Below are 16794 nucleotides of genomic sequence, written 5' to 3'. Positions count from 1 at the left end.
ATCAACCGCCCATACTGAGGCCGCCGTCGACCGTGAGCACTGATCCGGTGCAGTATCCGGCGTCGTCCCCGAGAAGGAATTCGACGGCAGCCGCGAGTTCATCGGGGTTGCCCCTGCGCCCGACCGGGATCATTCCCAGGATCGCCGCCCGAGTCTTTTCCGGCATCGATGCGGTCATATCGGTGTCGAACACCCCGGGGACCACAGTGTTCACTGTGATGCCGTGGCGGGCGGTCTCCCTGGCGAGTGAACGCGTCAACCCGTGCAATCCGGCTTTCGCCGCGCCGTAGGCGGCTTCGCTGGGACTGCCCATCACGGCAGTGACCGAGCTGATGTTGACGATTCGCCCATACCCCGCGGCGCGCATGACCGGTACAGCGGTGCGGGCCAGATGGAAGGCTGCCGAGAGGTTTACTGCCACGACCTGATCCCAGTCGGTGATGGTCGTATCCGAGGATCGCGCTTCGAGTAGTAGTCCGGCGTTGTTCACCAGGTGGTCGATCCGTCCGTGCTCGGCAAGGACGTCTTCGACGAGCCCCACACATGCTTCTGGGTCGGCCAGGTCGGCCCGTACCGCGGTGACACCGTCCAGTTTCTGCTGTATGCGCTGCGCGGAGGCGTCGTCTCCCCGGTAGATGGCGACGACGTGGGATCCGCGCTTTGCAAGCCGCCTGGTGAGGGCGGCACCGATACCGCGGGTGCCTCCGGTCACGATGGCGACGCGGGGCGCATGGTCGTGCGGTCCGACGGACAATTGAACACTCCTGTCATTGGGTTACTTACGGTCCGGGAAGCCGATCTACTCTCGGCGTGTGGGTGGCTGAGCGGGATGGAGTTCGGCCGTCGGGGATCAGGTCCGGGATCCGCGAGGACTTGGCGACCGCGATGATGCCGAGAATGGCTCCCAGGATCATCCAGATGGCAGGTGCTACCGGGTGACCTGACCACAGCACGAGTTGTGCGGCGATGTAGGGGGTGAATCCACCTCCGAGGATGAGCCCGGCATTGTGCCCGATCGCGGCTCCCGTGTATCGGACCTCGGTCGGGAAAATGCTGGTGTACAGCGAGAAACCGGCGACCGACTGCGCCCCGTTGAGCACCATGATGAGCAGGTATGCCACGCCGATCGCTCCGACGTCGGGAGTCGACTGCATGAGCAGGAACAACGGTAGCGCAAGCACAGCGATGGCTGCGGTGGCAGCGATGAATACCCGGCGTCGGCCGAAACGATCGGTTAGGAGGCCCCCGAGGGGAGTTCCGGTCATTGAGGCCACCGCCAGCACGATCATCGAGAGCGTCGAGGCGTAGGCGGTGGAAAAACCGTGGACTTTCTGCAGGAATCCGCTGACATAGGTGAGGCCGACGTAACCGGTCGTATTGAGTGAGAACGCGATCACCGTGACGATGGCCAGTGCCGCCTTGTGGCTCTGGAGTACAGCACGGATCGGGCGATGTTCATTGTCGGCCTGACGTCTATGTTCGAACTCCGGGCTCTCTTCCAGGCGCAACCGCACCACCAGGCAGATCGCCGTGAGGGGTAGGCAGAGCAAAAACGGAATCCGCCAGCCCCATACCGCCATGGCACTTTGCCCGACGACGAATGCGGTGGCCCCGAGAACTCCGGTTGCCAGCGCGAAGCCCAGGGTGGAACCGGCGGTGACCAATGACGACAGCAGTCCGCGTCGTCGTGGTGTCGCGGACTCGGCGACCAGGGTGAGCGCGCCTACCAGCTCACCGCCTGCGGAAAGCCCCTGAAGCAGTCGCAGCAGCACCAGCAGCACCGGGGCTAGAAATCCGATCGAGGCGTACGTTGGCAGGACTCCGGTGACGACCGACGCTGAACCCATCAATATCACCGTCGCAGTGAGCGCAGTCCGGCGGCCTGCCCGATCACCGATCCACCCGAACACGATTCCGCCCAGCGGTCGAACGAGGTACGCCGAGGCGAATACAAGGAGTGCGCCCAGTGTGGCTACGGCTGGATTTTCTGTGGGGAAGAAGGACGGTGCGAGGATCCCGGCGAGAAACACGTAGACGCTGAAGTCGTAGTACTCGACGAGCGTGCCGAGCATGCCGGCGAGGGACGCGCGGCGTGACTGCCGTCGCGACGGCGCGGCAGACCCGCTCGCGGGGAGCTCTGAAGGCGAGGGCGACTCGAACGACACGTGACCTCCGACGCTGGAAGGGCCCGGCAAGTCGCGGGAAGCGTCCGGGAACCGTGTCCCAGGGAGTCTCGCTATCGTGTGCCCCAACAAAACATAATCAGTCAACTATATAGACGAAATTTTTGAGAGGTCAATGGTGGATCGGGTGGGCGGGGCGTGATATAAAAGATAAATTATCTATCCGTTAATGCTCCGTGTTGTCTTGTCCGGCGGCTAGTCGCGGTGTTGTGGATCTGGTCTGGATCAGGTGGTTCCTGAGGAAGCGAGGCCGGATGCGAAGTCTCGAACGAGGGGTGGTCCGTGACAGTCGCTGACAGTGAGGTGACCTATCGCGAGTGGGCAGGCGTTGCGACGATCACACTGAACCGGCCATCCGCGCGTAATGCGATCGACTCGAACCTTGCGGGCGCGCTCCATGCCTGCCTGAACCGGGCAGAAGCTGCGGAATCGGTCCGGGTCATAGTGCTGACCGGGGCCGATCCAGCCTTCTGCGCCGGGCTCGACATAAAGGAGTTCAACCGGACGCGGCGTCCTCCCGAGGGTGCGACGGACGCCATCACGCGGATCGCGCAGTTGTCCAAGCCTACGATTGGTGCGATCAACGGCGCGGTCGCGACGGGCGGTCTCGAACTTGCGCTGGCTCTGGATCTCCTCATCGCTTCCGAACGGGCGCGGTTCACGGACACGCACGCCAGTGTTGGGATCCTGCCCGGTGGTGGAATGACCGCGAGGCTGCCGCGGGCGGTTGGCAGCCGACTCGCCCTGGACATGTCGCTTACCGGGCGCGTCCTGGATGCTGAAGAGGCGTTGCGAAGCGGACTGGTGTCTCGGGTCGTTCCTCATGGGGAACTGCTTCCGGTCGCGCGTGAAACGGCTGAAACGATCGCCGCGCACGATCCGTTCGTGGTTCGGGAGTTGTTGTCGCTGTACCGGTACAGCGACAACCATGCGCTACCGGAAGCTCTGGAGCACGAATTTGCCGAACGGGAGGCGCGCCGAGTGGCCGGGGGCCAGCTTGTTCCGACGCCGAGAATCAGGGCGCGACGTTAGGGCGCACCCGGGTGCGGACGTTGTGGGCCGCTATGGACACGCTGGGCCTACGGCGAGGGGCGGATCGTCGCCTGGACGGTCGAGCAGCGGGTCGACCATGCTGCGATCAGAGGCCCATATATAGTGCAATTAATAAGAGTTTATTTGCTAGGAGGAACGACCTATGACCCTGCTGAAGGGGCGAGTCGCGGTTGTCACAGGCGGTGCTCAAGGGTTGGGCCTGGCCATCGCGGAGACGTTCGTTGCGCACGGCGCCGAGGTTATGCTCGCAGATCTCAACCTCGAGGCTGCCGAGCATGAAGCGCAGCGACTCGGCGCTGCGGCCTGTCGGTGTGACGTGACAGACGAAGACGGCATGTCCGCCCTGGTCGACGACACCGTACGGCGCTTCGGTGCACTGGACATCATGGTCAACAACGCCGGGATAACGCGGGACAAGACGATGCGGAAGATGACCTCCGAGGACTTTCGCACTGTCCTCGACGTCCACGTTTACGGTGCGTGGCTTGGTACCCGCGCCGCCGGCGCCGTGATGCGCGAGCAGGGCCGCGGGTCGATCATCACTATGTCGTCGATCGCCGGCAAGGTCGGCAACTTCGGCCAGACGAACTACAGTGCCGCCAAGGCGGGCATGGTGGGCCTGACGAAAGCTGCGGCGAAGGAACTGGCCGGTTCGGGAGTGCGCGTCAACGCTATCCAGCCCGGGCTCATCCGTACCGCGATGACCGAGGCCATGCCGCAGCGGGCCTGGGACTCGAAGCTGGCGGAGATCCCGATGAACCGGGCCGGGGAGCCCAGTGAAGTGGCGTCGGTCGCGCTGTTTCTGGCCAGCGACATGTCCAGTTACCTCACCGGCACCGTCATGGAGGTGACCGGCGGGCGGTACATGTGACCGTGGGCGCTGTGTGGGTAAAGATGGTGCGCCCAAGTAGTCGCGTGAACTACCGACCAGAACACTGCACACGGGTTCTTGGCATCCACAGGGCATGCGCTACTTGGCCACTGTCCACATTCCGCCATCAACAATGGCCCGGACACCCGCGGCATGAACGCCAGATCGGCAGTTGAAAGATCACCTCCGTACGTTCCTGATGCGTCCTCGCCCGCGTCGGCCAGGTTCGACTGGGCGTGTTCGAGCGGTCGAGGGGCGAGAGGATTGACCGCACTCGCGCCGAATGCCAGAACGAGGTAGGCACAGCAGACTCGCCCTTGGCCGGACCGAATTCCGGGCGAGGGCGTCCTCCTCCTGCTGTTCGTGATGGCCATCAACCCTGGCGACGAAACCATCGCTGTCAGCTACTGACTGCGGCGATCCCGTGCCGACCACAGGCAGGGGCCGTGCTGATGTCGAACGAGTTCCTGCCCGGCCCAATGGACCAGGGCCGGATTGAAGCGCGACCCGATGTCCTCGTCTACACCACGGATCTCCTGGCCGACACCCTCCTCGATCACCGGCCGCATCCCGGCCCACCTCACGGTGGCACCGACAAGTGGCACGGCAGCAAATCGTCCAGGCCAGGCCCTGCCGCATCGTGCTGCCCCTGATCCGGCCTTCTACGACGGGGCCGTTCGGGTCCGGCGTGAGATCCACAGCTGCAGATACTTCTCCTGGCCCAACGGCGTCAGCCAGCGCAAATATTGCCGGATCACCGAGTTCGGCGGCAGTACGCTCGCCGTTCGACGAGCGTAGATCCAACAGCGTTCGGCGAGATGTCGCGGTCGACGGTGAGCCCAGTCCCGTCACCGCGCACGCCAGGGGTGGCTGGGGAGCGGGGTGCCCCCGAGGTTGCTGTGGTCAGTCGTTCGGCAGCGCGGCCGGAACCAAGGGTGTGGCGGGATCCCACGGAGCGAACGCCGGTGGCCGCTTCTCCAGGTAGGAGGTGACGCCTTCCTTGAAGTCGCCGTGGTCGCGCAGCACGTCGTACCACCAGCGGATCGCCATCGTGCGGGCTTCCTCCTGAGTGGTTTCGAGGGCCTCGTAAACCTGCTGTTTCATCACGCCCATCGCGACCGGGGAGCTGTTGGCGGCGAGGCCCCGCGCGTACTCGAGGCTACGCGGCAGCAACTCATCGGGCTCGAAGACCCGGTCCACCAGACCGAGCTCGACGGCTTCTTGTCCCATCACGATGCGGGACGAGAACAGCAGGTCCAGGGCGCGGGAGGTGCCCATGACGCGGGTCATCGCGTGGGCCAATCCGTGCTCGGCCATGATTCCGCGCTGTGAGAACGCGCAGGTCACCTTGGCTTTGGACGATAGGAAGCGGAGATCGCAGTTCATCGCGGCGATCAGTCCGATCCCGGCGCAGGCCCCGTTGATGGCCGCGATCACCGGTTTACGGATGGTGCGCGGTGTGGTGATCGGTTCCCGTTTGTGCGGCTGGGTATTCAGGGTGGGATCGGCTGCCTGGTCCGCCAGGGTGTTGGTGTCCATGCCCGGGCAGAAGCTGCGCCCGGCGCCGGTCACGATGATCACGCGGACCGCAGGATCGTCGCCGCATTCGCGCAGTAGCCGGTAGTACTCCTTCTCCATCGGTACTGACCAGGAATTGTTCCGGTCGGGGCGGTTGAAGCGCAGAATTGCAACGCCGTCGGTGTCGTCGCGGAGTACGAGTCGTTCCGAGTTCGGGTCGGTCATGTTGTCTCCTCGTGGGCTCGGGCAGTCGAGCGTGCGTGCGCCGAGCTGGAATTCATTGCGGGCGGGGTTCTTTGGGCAGTCCGAGTACCGACTCGGCGAGAATATTGCGCTGCACCTGCGAAGTTCCGGCGTAGATCGTGCCGGAGATCGCCGCCATCCAGGTGTCGGTCCAGGAAGCCGACGAATTCGGCGCCCCGGGGTCGTCGGTCCGGTAGTGCCGGATCGGTGCCCGGCCCGTTGGCGCGAGCGCATCCGCACCGAGCAAGCTGACCGCTAGATCGGTGGTCTCGCGGTGATGTTCACTCCAGTACAGCTTCGAAATCGAGGCGTCCCGACCGGGTGTCTCGCCTTTGAGCCATCCGGTGAGGGTGCGCAGTCCGAGGTAGCGCATGATCTCGACTCGGGTGTAAGCGCGGACCAGCTGATCGCGGACCAGCTCGTCGGAGGTGAGGTTGCGTTCGCGAGCCAGACCGATGAGCCGATCGACCTCGGCCCGGAACAAGATCGGGTTGGTGGCGGCCTGGTCTCCGCGCTCCAGCCCGAGCAAGGCCATGGCAGCTTTCCAACCCTGCTCCGGGCCGATCACCACGTTTGCCTCTGCCGTGCGGGCGCCGTCGAAGAACACTTCGTTGAAATCAGTTCCGCCGGTCATCATGGTGATTGGCCGGATGGTGATACCAGGCTGATCCATGGGCACCAGGAGCATGGTGATGCCCTTGTGCCGGGTTGCCTCGGGGTCGGTCCGCGTGAGCAGAAACATCCAGTTCGCGCTGCGCGCTTCGGACGTCCAGATCTTCTGGCCGTCGATGATCCACTCACCGTCGACCAGGCGCGCGCGGGTACGCAGCCCCGCGAGATCAGATCCAGCGCCCGGTTCGGAGAAACCCTGACACCAGGTGTCCTCCCCGCGCACGATGCGCGGCAGGAAATGCCGCTTCTGCTCGTCCGTGCCGTAGCGAAGCAGCAGATTCCCGATCATCTTGATCGAGAAATTGTCGTTGGCTCCGTAGGCGGGGACGCGCATCCGCGCGAATTCCTCGGCGAGCACCACTTGCTCGAGCCGGGTCAACCCGGCACCGCCGTATTCGGTGGGCCAGCTGGGCGCGATGTATCCGGACTCGACGAGCCTGCCGCGCCACCACGCGGTGAATTTTCGCGCCTCATCGCTGCTGAGGGAACCCAGGCCCGCCCAGCCCCAGGGGAGTTCATCCGCGAGGAAGTCCCGGATCCGTGCCCGGAGCGCATCGACTTCGGGCGGATAATCGAGGTTCATTGTCCGCGCTCCTTCCTGTACTGGGGAGCCCGTCGTTCGACGAACGCCCGGAAGCCCTCCTGGCCGTCTTCGCTGGCGTGCAGGTCGGTTGCCACTGCCCGCTCCCGGACGATGCCGTCGGCAACGGTGCAGGCCGCAGTCTCCCGAAGCAGAGATTTCGTCATCTGGGGAACCAGCGCGGCACCGGCGGCAAGCTCGGCTGCGAGCGCACGCGCGTCGGACAGCACCGCCCCGGGAGAGTCGCTGAGGTGATTCGCAAGCCCCAGCTCGTGCGCGCGGGCTCCCGAAATGGTCCGGCCCAGCATGATCATCTCGGTGGCGATACCTCGGGGCAGGAGCCGAGGCAGGCGCTGGGTGCCGCCCGCGCCCGGCAGTACACCGAGTTTGGCCTCGGGCAGCGCCAGCTTCCCGGTGGTATGTACTACCCGAAGATCACAGGCCAGGGCGAGTTCCAGCCCGCCGCCCATCGCCGCGCCGTTGATCGCGGCAACGAAGGGGAGTGGGCTCATTTCGATCAGCTCGAGTGCGTCGGTGAACGTATGGATGAATTGCTCGAATTGGTCGCGGTGGTCGAATCCTGAGATCTCATCGATATCGGCCCCGGCCGAGAAAGCGCGCCCGGCACCGTGCACGACGACCGCGCGAATGCGGGTATCGGCTTCGAGTTCGCGAACGGCCGCCGCGATAGCGGTGCAGGTAGCGGTGCCGATCGGGTTGAGCCGCGCCGCGCCGTCCAGGACAAGGGTCGCGACGCTACCGTCTCGTTCGACACCGACGCTGGTAGGCGCGGTCATGCCATCGTGAGGCCGCCGCTGACGGACAGCGTTTGGCCGGTGATGTAGGCGGCGCCCTCGCTTGCGAAGAAAACGACCGCGGGAGCGATATCGTCCGGTTGGCCGATCCGCTTCATCGGCACCGCCTTGCGGGTTGCCTCGAACATATTCTCGCTGAGGTCGGAGAGCTGCTTGAGCAGCGGTGTATCGGTCGGTCCCGGGCACACGGCGTTGACAGTGATGCCCTTTGTCGCCATCTCTCGGGCCAGCGCCTTGCCGAAGGCGATCATTGCGCCCTTGGTACCCGAGTAGACGACCTCGCCGGAGGAACCGACCCGGCCGGCATCGGAAGCGATATTGATGATCCGGCCGAATTTCCGCTCGATCATGCCGTCCAGCACGGCACGGGTGACGGTGACGGTGCCCAGGTAGTTGACCGACACCACTTTCTGCCAGGTTTCCGCGGTCGACTGCAGGAAGGGCTCGATCTTGTCGATGCCGGCGTTGTTGACCAGGACATCGACCGGACCCAGATCCGCCTCGACCGTCGCGATCGCGGTCGCGACAGCGGCGCTGTCGGAGATATCGACCCCTACGCCGATGCTCTGCGTCGGCAGTGACTTCGCGAGTTCGGCCGCTGCCGCCTGATCCAGATCACAGGCCGCGACCGAATACCCCGCCTCGGCGAGGTGGCGGGTGATGGCGCTGCCGATCCCGCCACACGCGCCGGTTACCAGGGCAACTTTGGGCGTTCCCATATCAGTGCTTCTCCTCTGCCGGTTCGGTCACGAAGAGCGGTGCCCGCTTCTCGCGATGGGAGGCCAGGCCCTCGCGCACCTCAGGTCCGCCGAACCCGATGAATTCCAGGCCGAGGGATGCCTCGAACGCGGGTATCGCGGAGCGATACCAGTGGTTGAGGCTGTGCTTGGTCCACTGGATCGCGGTAGGTGCGCCCTGCGCGAGCCGGGTCGCGATGTTCTCTGCTTCGGTCACAACGTCGTCATCGTCGACGCAGAGGGAGATCAGGCCGATGCGTTCGGCCTCCTCGCCGTTCAGCGGATCACAGGTGAGCAGGTAGTACTTGGCCTTGGCCATGCCCATCATCAGCGGCCAGCAGATCGCGGCGTGGTCACCCGCGGCGACGCCGAGCCGGGTGTGGCCGTCGATGATCTTGGCTTTCTTACCGGCGACCGAGACGTCGGCCAGCATGCCCACCACCAGACCTGCGCCGACGGCGGGCCCGCGGATACCGGAAACCACCGGCTTATCGAAGGCAACGAGGTTCAGCACGAGATCGCGCGCCTCGCGCATGGTCTGCAGCCGGGTGTCGTAGTCGTTGGTCATCTGCTCGATGTGGTCGAAGTTGCCACCCGAGGAGAAGGCTTTTCCGGCACCGTAGACAAGGACTGCGCGCACATCGGGGTCCTGGCCGAGGACGGGCCAGACGTCGGCCAGGTCGCGATGCATCTGGGGGCTCACCGAGTTGAGGGCCGGTCCCTCCAGTATCAGGTGCATCACACCGTGCTTGCCGAGTTCGAGCTTGAGGCTGGGGAAGTCGGCGTATCGCTCGCCCATAGAAAATTTCCTTCGATAGACCCGGATGGCGTCTCGTCGGCCGGTCGGACCGTCCGAGTGCCCTGTGGTTCTCGCATCCCGAGAGTCTTTATAGTTCTATCATCTAAATAGAAATCTTGTTAGGGGCCCTGCGCGTGGCCTTTGTTGTGCCCTAGTGAGGGCCAGATCTTGCTCTCTTGGTGGGGGACCTGCCGATGAGGCTTGATTCAGGGATGCAGGATGGCCTTGACGGCATGCCGGGCGTCCATGGCTGTGTATCCGTCGGCGGCTTTTTCCAGTGGCAGCGCCAGGTCGAAGACCTGACCCGGGTCGATTTTGCGTTGCCAGATGAGGTCGATCAGTTCAGGCAGGAATCGGCGGACCGGAGCCGGTCCGCCTTGGACCCGGACCTGGGAGGAAAACAGATCTCGGCCCTGGACAGAGACGTCGTGCGGGAGTCCGACGATTCCGACACCGCCGCCGGGGCGTGCTGAACGCAGTGCTTGCTCGAAGGATTCGTCGGTCCCGACGCATTCGAGGACCGCGTCGGCGCCGACGCCATCAGTGAGCTCCATGATGTGGGCAATGCCCTCGTCGCCGCGTTCTGCGACGATGTCGGTGGCCCCGAACGCGTGCGCGAGTTTCTGGCGGGAGGCGTGCCGGCTCATCACGATGATCCGCTCCGCGCCCAGTTCTCGGGCTGCGAGCACGCCTAGCAGGCCCACGGCCCCATCGCCGACAACAGCGGCGACCGATCGTGGGCGGACACCGGCGGCGACGGCGGCGAACCACCCCGTGCCCAGGACGTCGGAGGCCGTGAGCAGGCTGGGCAACAAGTCGTCCGCGGGAAGACCGGGGGTGGCGACGAGGGTGCCGTCTGCCAGGGGCACTCGGAGTGCCTCGGCTTGAGCGCCGCCGGCGCCGACGTATTGCCGGTGCCGGCAGGCGCTCTGGTATCCGGCCCGGCAGTGCGGGCATGTGTTGTCGGACGCGACGAAGCTTCCGATCACGAACTGTCCCGGCCTGATCGTCGTGACCTCGGCGCCGATCTCCTCGACAACGCCGCAGTACTCGTGGCCGATAGGCATGGGTTCGGTGACGGGGTGAATGCCGCGGTAGTCCCACAGATCCGATCCGCACACACAGGTGGCGGAGATGCGGATGATCGCGTCGGTCGGCTCGATGATCGCAGGGTCATCACGGTGTTCGACGCGAATGTCGCCGGGCGCGTGCAGAACGACACCACGCATAGTCTTTCCTCTCAGTGGCTGACTGGTCCTGTGGTGGCCGGGGCCAGTGACGCAGCTTGCCGCGTCTCGATTTGTCGGCCTGTGGACTGCCGCAGACCGTGCGCCGGCCCGGTTCGCTACACGAATCCTGGGTCGCAGTGGTTGGCGATGCCGAAGTTCAGCTGTCTATGTGTAGGTGCAGGGAACCGCCCGACGCTTCGGACATTATCAGTATAATTAGTACTCTACTTCTCTTGATTAGTTGGTGTCTCGCGACCGGGATTGCCGCTCCGATCCGATCGGGAGCGCTTCGCAATGTCCGCCAGGGCGACACGCAAGGCTGGTTGAGATGAAGAATGCCCACGTGGCGGGAACGATCAGATGCTGAGGTGTCGATGAAGCTGGAATCGTGACAGGGCTCCTCGGCCGGTGTCTGGCCGAAGGTAATCGCTGCGAACGAGGGGGGCCGCAGATGGCTTGTTAGGTAAGCATTGCCTGCCATAGGCTCAGTGTCTGTCCGCTTTCGCCCTATCAGAGGTCCTTTCATGTCCAGCGCAAATATCGCTCTGTTGGGCGCCATAGCCGGATTCACCATCTACCTCGGCCTGCCGATCGGCAGGCTACGCAAGCCCACCCCTCGCCTGAGGGCCGGGCTCAACGCAGTCGCCATCGGGATCCTGGTGTTCCTGATCTGGGACGTGCTGACACACGCCTGGGAACCGATCGACGGGGCCCTGGGTAAGCACGAATGGGGGATGGTGGCATCCGGCGGGCTCACCCTGGTGGCGGGCCTCGCGGTGGGGCTGTTGGGCTTGGTGTACTACGACAGTTGGATGTCCCGTCGCCGCCAAACCGCCACGCACCCGCAGGGCCCAGGTGCAGTGGCCGCCACCGAACTCGCGTCGAAGAGCCGCAGTCAGGCAGCGTCCCTCGCGCTGATGATCGCTACAGGAATCGGCCTGCACAACTTCGCCGAGGGCCTGGCTATCGGCAACTCTGCCGCCAAGGGTGAGCTTTCCCTGGCCATCCTGCTCATCATCGGCTTCGGTCTGCACAACGCCACCGAAGGGTTCGGCATCGTCGCCCCGCTCGCCGCGGACGGCGAACGCCCCTCGTGGCTCACTCTGCTCTGGCTAGGCATGATCGGCGGTGGCCCCACCTTCCTAGGCACGGTCATCGGTCAACGCCTGGTCAATGACATGGTGTCGATCGCCTTCCTCGGCTTGGCTGCGGGGTCCATCCTCTACGTGGTGATCGAGCTGCTCGCCGTCGCGCGCAAGACCGGCTTCAAGACGCTGACGACCTGGTGTATCCTCGCCGGTCTCGTGCTGGGCTTCGCTACCGACGCCGTCGTCACGGCAGCCGGGGCTTGAGACTCGAACCTGAGCCGTCGCTCGGTGTACAGACCGCGGGACGCCGCTACCTACAGCGAGAGAACCTCGGCATGGCCCTCGCAGACAGAGCGAGCAATCAGCGGGAGGTTCTCGAAGCCGTCGGCGGCGAGCTCGACGCGTTCTCGGCCGACATCGGGGCAGGAGCGCTCGCGGCATAGCGGACCAGCACGGTCATGTTGCTGGCGGCTTTCGCGACAACGTTGCCAGGCATAGCAGTGATGCCTGTGGCGACCAGGGAGATGGCGTTGGTCCGGCAATTCCGGTCCCTCGTTGTCGCGACGGCTTCAGGTGAACATCGCAAGGATTTGTCGCAGGGCGGTCCGGTGCCCGCCGGAGAGTGACGACGGCACGAGTACGGGCAAGTCGATCCCGGTCTCGAACCAGGCGGCCAGTCCCTCGTGTATGCGCGAGGCGGGTCCGCAGAGACAGACGTCGTCGATCCACCGATCACTCATCGCCGCACGCACGCGGACGGGATCACCGCTGTCGCGCGCTTGGTCGACTGCGCCCATAGCCACGGCATGCCCCGACCGGCGCCAATAGCTGACATAGCTTGGCCGGGACAAGTAGGGGAGTAGGATGTCCCGGCACTGCTCGCGGGCCGCCGCGATGTCATCACCGATCACAGTGGGGATCATGTTGGCGACTCGGAACCCTGGCGGGCGCCCACGCTTGTGTAGATCTGCCATCAAGCTGGGGATGTGGCTGCGGGCCGCGTTGGCTTGGATCAGGCCGGCGGATCGAGTGAGCGCCAGCTCTATCATCTTCGGCCCGAGTGCGGCGACCATGATCCGTGGTGCCGAGCGTGTCGTCGACAGCTGCTCCGAAAGCTCGTCGAGGTAGCCCCTCATGTCTTCGAGCAGCGACATCGGCTTCACCCCGAGTTGGCTGCGTTGCGGGGCATGGCTGACGCCGAGGCCGAGTACGAAGCGACCGTCGCTGACCTCGGTGACGTGATGGGCCGCTGCGGCCAGGTCGACCGGGTGTCGTCGGTAGATCGGCAGTACGGAGGTCGCAAGAGTGATCGACCGGGTGGCGTGTGCGAGCGACAGGCACAGTGACATCGGATCGCCCGCCGACGGCAAGTACAGGCCTGGGAACCCGGCGGCGTCGAATTCGGTGCCCAGCGATACGGTCTCGGTGAGCCGACCGGGCACGGACAGCATCGCTACTGCGGGCAGGCGCGTTCCGGTTGTCATGGGGCTCCTGATCAGCCGGGTGGCAGCACGTTGCGGACGGTCCATCCCGTTCGGCCGCGGGTGCGCCAAGTCTGTAGTTCCTGCGCCTCCACGGCGAGCGCTTCGGGCAGCGCGCGGTCCGCGTTCTGGTCGATCAGGGTGCGGACGCCTTGCACTAGGTCGTGATCGGCGGCCGCGATGGCCGATGCGAGTTCGGTCGCGCGGATGACAAGCCGGTCCGGGTCGACGATTTCGGAGAGCAGCCCGGCCCGGAGAGCGGCGTCGGCATCGAGCCGGAGCCCGCCCAGGGACATCGCCTTGGCGGTACGAGCCCCGACGGCGCGAGACAGCCGGGCGGTCATTCCCCCGCCGGGAAATGCGCCGATCCGGACATGCGTGTCAGCGAACATCGCTGTCGGCGATCCAACAAGCCAGTCGCAGCCGAGGGCTATTTCGAGACCTCCGGCGACAGCAGGCCCGTTCACTGCCCCGATCAGCGGCTTGGGCAACAGGCCGATGCGCCGGATCAAGGAGCTGACCAGGCTGCGGTCGGCACCTGCCTCCGCATAGACCTTGAGGTCCAGGCCGGCGCAGAACGCCCGGCCCCGTCCGGCGATCACCGCGCAATGCTGGGTGTCGTCCTCGACGAACGCGTCGAGTGCGCGGTGGAGCGCATCTACCAGTTCGGGGGAGAGTGCGTTGCGGGCGGCCGGCCGATTGAGTGTCAGTACGAGGACACCATCCTCGATCCGCGTTTGAAGTACGCCGTCATTGGTTGTGGCTGTGTCCATCAGAAGACCCCGAATCCGCCGTCGAGCCGGAATGTGTCGCCCGTGTGGAACGACGATGTCGAGCTGGCCAGATAGATTGCGATCCCGGCCCAGTCGTCCGGGGTTCCCCAGCGGCGCAATGGGATCCGGGAGAGAATTTTGTCGGTGACCGCCGGGTTTTGTAGCCATCCCTCGAAAACCGAGGAGAGAGTCCATCCGGGGAGTACAGCGTTGGCGCGGATACCATGTCGCCCGAACTCGACGGCGAGGGAGCGAGAGAGGGCGAGCAGCCCGGCTTTCGCGGCTGCATAGGCTTCTTCGCGGGGTGATCCGAACAGCGCCGCGATACTCGACGTGAGTACGATGCTTCCGCCGTTGCCGAGGGCTGTCATGTGCCTGGCGGCCTCGCGCGTGGTGAGGTAGGCGCCATCGAGGTCGACCCGCATGAGGTTGCGCCATTCCTCGAGTGTGGACTTCAGGTAAGGCGGACTGGTCATCGCGTTGGCGAGAGCAGCGTTGGCGAAGCACGAGTCGAGGCGGGCGAACTCGTCCACGAGCCGTGCGAACCCGCTGACGACGGCCGCTTCATCGGCGATGTCGACCTCGTAGGCAACGGCGCGGCGGCCGTGTGCTAGCAACTGTTCGACGGCGGCCTTGTTCTTGTCCGGGCTGCGGCCCCAGATACACACGTCGGCCCCGGCCCGCGCCAAGCCATCGGCCATGCCGAGCCCAATTCCGGAGTTTCCTCCGGTGACGAGCGCGACATGTCCGGTGAGGTCGAGTGGATGGGCGGAACCGGTCATTGCGATTTTCCTCCGCGGGTGGCATCGGCCAGCAATTCACGGGCCACGATGATCTGCTGAATTTCCGAAACCCCTTGAGAGACATCGAAAAATACGGCCTCACGGTAGAGGCGCTCCACGATCATCTCTCGGGTGAGACCATAGGCTCCGCACACGTGCAGAGCAGCCGCGGAGGCCTCTTTCGCCGCGCGGCCCGCAACCAACCTGGCCGACGCCGCTTCGGCCGGTACTGGGAGGTGCCGGTCGAGTAGGTCGGCACACGTGAGAACGAGTGACTCCGCGCTCAGCGTGGATGCTGCGGCGCGCCCGAGAAGAGCCTGGATCGTGGGGAATTTTCGGCCGATCGGCGTCCCCCGATGTCCCCGCGTCAACGCGTAGGCGCTTGCCTCCTCGAGCGCGCGAGCGGCGATGCCGACACTGATCGTCGCTGCGCGAACCTTGCCGAAGGCCTCCCCGGCTATCATCACGCCGAAACCGTCCTCGGCAGTGCCCACCAGACCATCGTGTGGTACTCGTACGGCGTCGAGGGTGACCGGCCTGGCTTCGGTGCCGCCCATCGAGAGGACTTCGCTGGGTGGCCCGACCTCCCATCCAGAAGCAGAGGTATCGACAAGGAAGGCGCCCAGCGTGGTCTCCGATGTGCGGGCGAATACGAGTGCGACGGTGGCTTGCGCGGCGAACGAGATGAATTGCTTGGCGCCGGTGAGCCGCCACCCTGAGCCATTCGGCTCTGCTCGGGTGACGATCTGGCGGGGATCGGATCCGGTGCCAGGTTCGGTGAAAGCCCACGATGCGATGACGTCACCGGCGACGAGGCCGGGTACGTACTGCGCGATCTGTTCGGGTGTTCCGTGGTCGAGCAGCGTCATGGCGACCTGAATCGATGTACCAGGGTAGAGCGCCGCGACGGGGCAATGGCGGGCGACCTCACGCGTGGCGACAACGTAGGCACGGACCGTGCCCCCGTCTCCGCCGTGCTCCTCGGCAAAGGGCAGTCTGGTCAAACCGATCTCGCGCACCGCAGCCCACAGCTCGCGCGAGAAGCTCTGTGTCCGGTCGACCTTCTCCGCGAGCGGACCGACGGTGCGTTTGGCGTGATTGTCGACTGTGGCGCGCAGATCCTCCAGCTCCGAGTCGAGCCGTAGTCTCATAGCCGATACCTTTCAACACCGAAGTACACCCTAAATTGGTAACACAATTATGCTATTTCGACAATTGGGCAGGTTCGACGACTGGCATTGTCGGCGACCAGGCTCAATGTGCGCGGTCCGAGGACGCCCGTTGTTCGAATGCCAGCGTGACCAGGTCGGTGAGCTTCGACGAAGGGTCGGACCGGTCCCAATAACGCACTGCTGCGCTGAGGCAAGAGATCGCGATTGATGCGATCAGTGTGTGCCGCAGGGTAGGCGCCGCGTCGCCTTCCTCAGCGGCGAGTGTGCGGGCGATCTCGCGTTCCCAGCGCAACCGCATGCGCAGGCTACGGGCCTCGAGCGATCGGGTGGTCATGACCAGTCTGGTGAGTCTGTGCGTGCGCTCGTCCTGAAGCTCGGCGGCATACTTCACTACCGGTTCGGCGAGTGCGGCCACGTCGACCGAAGGATCCTGCCTCGCCGCCACGCATTCGGCCATCGCTCTGGCGGAATCGTCCTCTTCGCTGAAGAGGATGTCTTCCTTGCTGGGGAAGTGCCGGAACACCGTCGCACTGGACAAGCCTGCGGCCCGGGCGATTTGGTCGACGGTGGTTGCGTCGTATCCCTGCTGCTCGAACAGAGCGAGCGCGGTTTCGATGACGTCGTTGCGGGCACGAATACGGTTGCGTTCCCTGAGCGTGCTCACCCCGATGCTCCGCTCCATTTCTGATAGGTCACTCAATCTGAAGGTCTCGATTTGGAGGATCTCGAGCAAGAATCGCTCTGTCGGGTGTTCGACAGGCAGCGACCGGTGAAGCCGCGTGCTCTGTCGATGACTGC

At 64.9% G+C, this 16794-nt stretch carries 17 protein-coding genes; 3 read left to right on the top strand and 14 right to left on the bottom strand.

Going from position 1 to position 16794, the window contains the following annotated elements; all coding sequences use genetic code 11:
* Position 1: 1 nt before the first annotated feature.
* Together K7711_RS44510 and K7711_RS44505 are read right to left on the bottom strand one after the other, a co-directional pair.
* Positions 2-754: an SDR family NAD(P)-dependent oxidoreductase gene (locus K7711_RS44510; RefSeq protein WP_222978772.1), complete on the bottom strand. Its 753-nt coding sequence runs from the start codon at positions 752-754 to the stop codon at positions 2-4.
* Positions 755-779: 25 nt separating this feature from the next.
* Entirely contained in the window at positions 780-2072 is a 1293-nt protein-coding gene (locus K7711_RS44505) for an MFS transporter (protein WP_222978771.1), read from the bottom strand.
* Between the two features lie 393 nt (positions 2073-2465).
* Here K7711_RS44505 and K7711_RS44500 point away from each other — a divergent pair, with 393 nt between their 5' ends.
* A complete protein-coding gene (locus K7711_RS44500) occupies positions 2466-3215 on the top strand; it encodes an enoyl-CoA hydratase (protein WP_308015215.1) in 750 nt (249 codons plus the stop codon).
* 163 nt (positions 3216-3378) lie between these two features.
* Positions 3379-4107 (top strand): 3-oxoacyl-ACP reductase FabG, encoded by a 729-nt coding sequence (gene fabG / locus K7711_RS44495; RefSeq protein ID WP_222978770.1) that lies wholly within the window; start codon positions 3379-3381, stop codon positions 4105-4107.
* A gap of 404 nt (positions 4108-4511) precedes the next feature.
* Here fabG and K7711_RS44490 read toward each other — a convergent pair whose 3' ends face one another.
* From K7711_RS44490 to K7711_RS44460, 7 genes are all read right to left on the bottom strand, one after another.
* Entirely contained in the window at positions 4512-4676 is a 165-nt protein-coding gene (locus tag K7711_RS44490) for a hypothetical protein (RefSeq protein WP_222978769.1), read from the bottom strand.
* Between the two features lie 334 nt (positions 4677-5010).
* Positions 5011-5850 (bottom strand): enoyl-CoA hydratase-related protein, encoded by an 840-nt coding sequence (locus K7711_RS44485; protein WP_222978767.1) that lies wholly within the window; start codon positions 5848-5850, stop codon positions 5011-5013.
* A gap of 52 nt (positions 5851-5902) precedes the next feature.
* Positions 5903-7123, bottom strand: coding sequence for an acyl-CoA dehydrogenase family protein (locus K7711_RS44480; RefSeq protein WP_222978761.1), 1221 nt, complete (start codon positions 7121-7123; stop codon positions 5903-5905).
* Complete coding sequence (locus tag K7711_RS44475) at positions 7120-7917, bottom strand: enoyl-CoA hydratase/isomerase family protein (RefSeq protein ID WP_222978760.1); 798 nt, start codon at positions 7915-7917, stop codon at positions 7120-7122. Before K7711_RS44475 ends, K7711_RS44480 begins: the two co-directional genes overlap by 4 nt.
* The gene (locus K7711_RS44470; protein WP_222978759.1) at positions 7914-8654 is read right to left on the bottom strand and encodes an SDR family NAD(P)-dependent oxidoreductase; all 741 of its coding nucleotides are present in this window, start codon (positions 8652-8654) and stop codon (positions 7914-7916) included. Before K7711_RS44470 ends, K7711_RS44475 begins: the two co-directional genes overlap by 4 nt.
* A gap of 1 nt (position 8655) precedes the next feature.
* Entirely contained in the window at positions 8656-9471 is an 816-nt protein-coding gene (locus tag K7711_RS44465; RefSeq protein WP_222978758.1) for an enoyl-CoA hydratase/isomerase family protein, read from the bottom strand.
* Between the two features lie 206 nt (positions 9472-9677).
* Positions 9678-10700 (bottom strand): zinc-dependent alcohol dehydrogenase family protein, encoded by a 1023-nt coding sequence (locus tag K7711_RS44460; protein ID WP_222978757.1) that lies wholly within the window; start codon positions 10698-10700, stop codon positions 9678-9680.
* Between the two features lie 524 nt (positions 10701-11224).
* Here K7711_RS44460 and K7711_RS44455 point away from each other — a divergent pair.
* On the top strand, positions 11225-12052 hold the full coding sequence (locus K7711_RS44455; protein WP_222978755.1) for a ZIP family metal transporter: 828 nt from the start codon (positions 11225-11227) through the stop codon (positions 12050-12052).
* A 305-nt stretch (positions 12053-12357) separates the two neighbouring features.
* Here the strand turns inward: K7711_RS44455 and K7711_RS44450 are convergent, their stop codons facing one another.
* From K7711_RS44450 to K7711_RS44430, 5 genes are all read right to left on the bottom strand, one after another.
* A complete protein-coding gene (locus K7711_RS44450; RefSeq protein ID WP_222978753.1) occupies positions 12358-13272 on the bottom strand; it encodes an LLM class flavin-dependent oxidoreductase in 915 nt (304 codons plus the stop codon).
* Positions 13273-13283: 11 nt separating this feature from the next.
* Positions 13284-14042, bottom strand: coding sequence for an enoyl-CoA hydratase-related protein (locus K7711_RS44445; protein ID WP_222978751.1), 759 nt, complete (start codon positions 14040-14042; stop codon positions 13284-13286).
* A complete protein-coding gene (locus tag K7711_RS44440; protein WP_222978749.1) occupies positions 14042-14824 on the bottom strand; it encodes an SDR family NAD(P)-dependent oxidoreductase in 783 nt (260 codons plus the stop codon). Before K7711_RS44440 ends, K7711_RS44445 begins: the two co-directional genes overlap by 1 nt.
* Positions 14821-15975 (bottom strand): acyl-CoA dehydrogenase family protein, encoded by a 1155-nt coding sequence (locus K7711_RS44435; RefSeq protein ID WP_222978747.1) that lies wholly within the window; start codon positions 15973-15975, stop codon positions 14821-14823. The genes K7711_RS44440 and K7711_RS44435 overlap by 4 nt, the downstream gene beginning before the upstream one ends.
* A gap of 103 nt (positions 15976-16078) precedes the next feature.
* Positions 16079-16729, bottom strand: coding sequence for a TetR/AcrR family transcriptional regulator (locus K7711_RS44430; protein ID WP_222978745.1), 651 nt, complete (start codon positions 16727-16729; stop codon positions 16079-16081).
* Between the last annotated feature and the right edge of the window lie 65 nt (positions 16730-16794).

It is taken from the genome of Nocardia coffeae (genome assembly GCF_019890715.1).
GTDB lineage: Bacteria > Actinomycetota > Actinomycetes > Mycobacteriales > Mycobacteriaceae > Nocardia > Nocardia jiangxiensis.
This window is presented reverse-complemented; position numbering and strand designations above follow the sequence as displayed.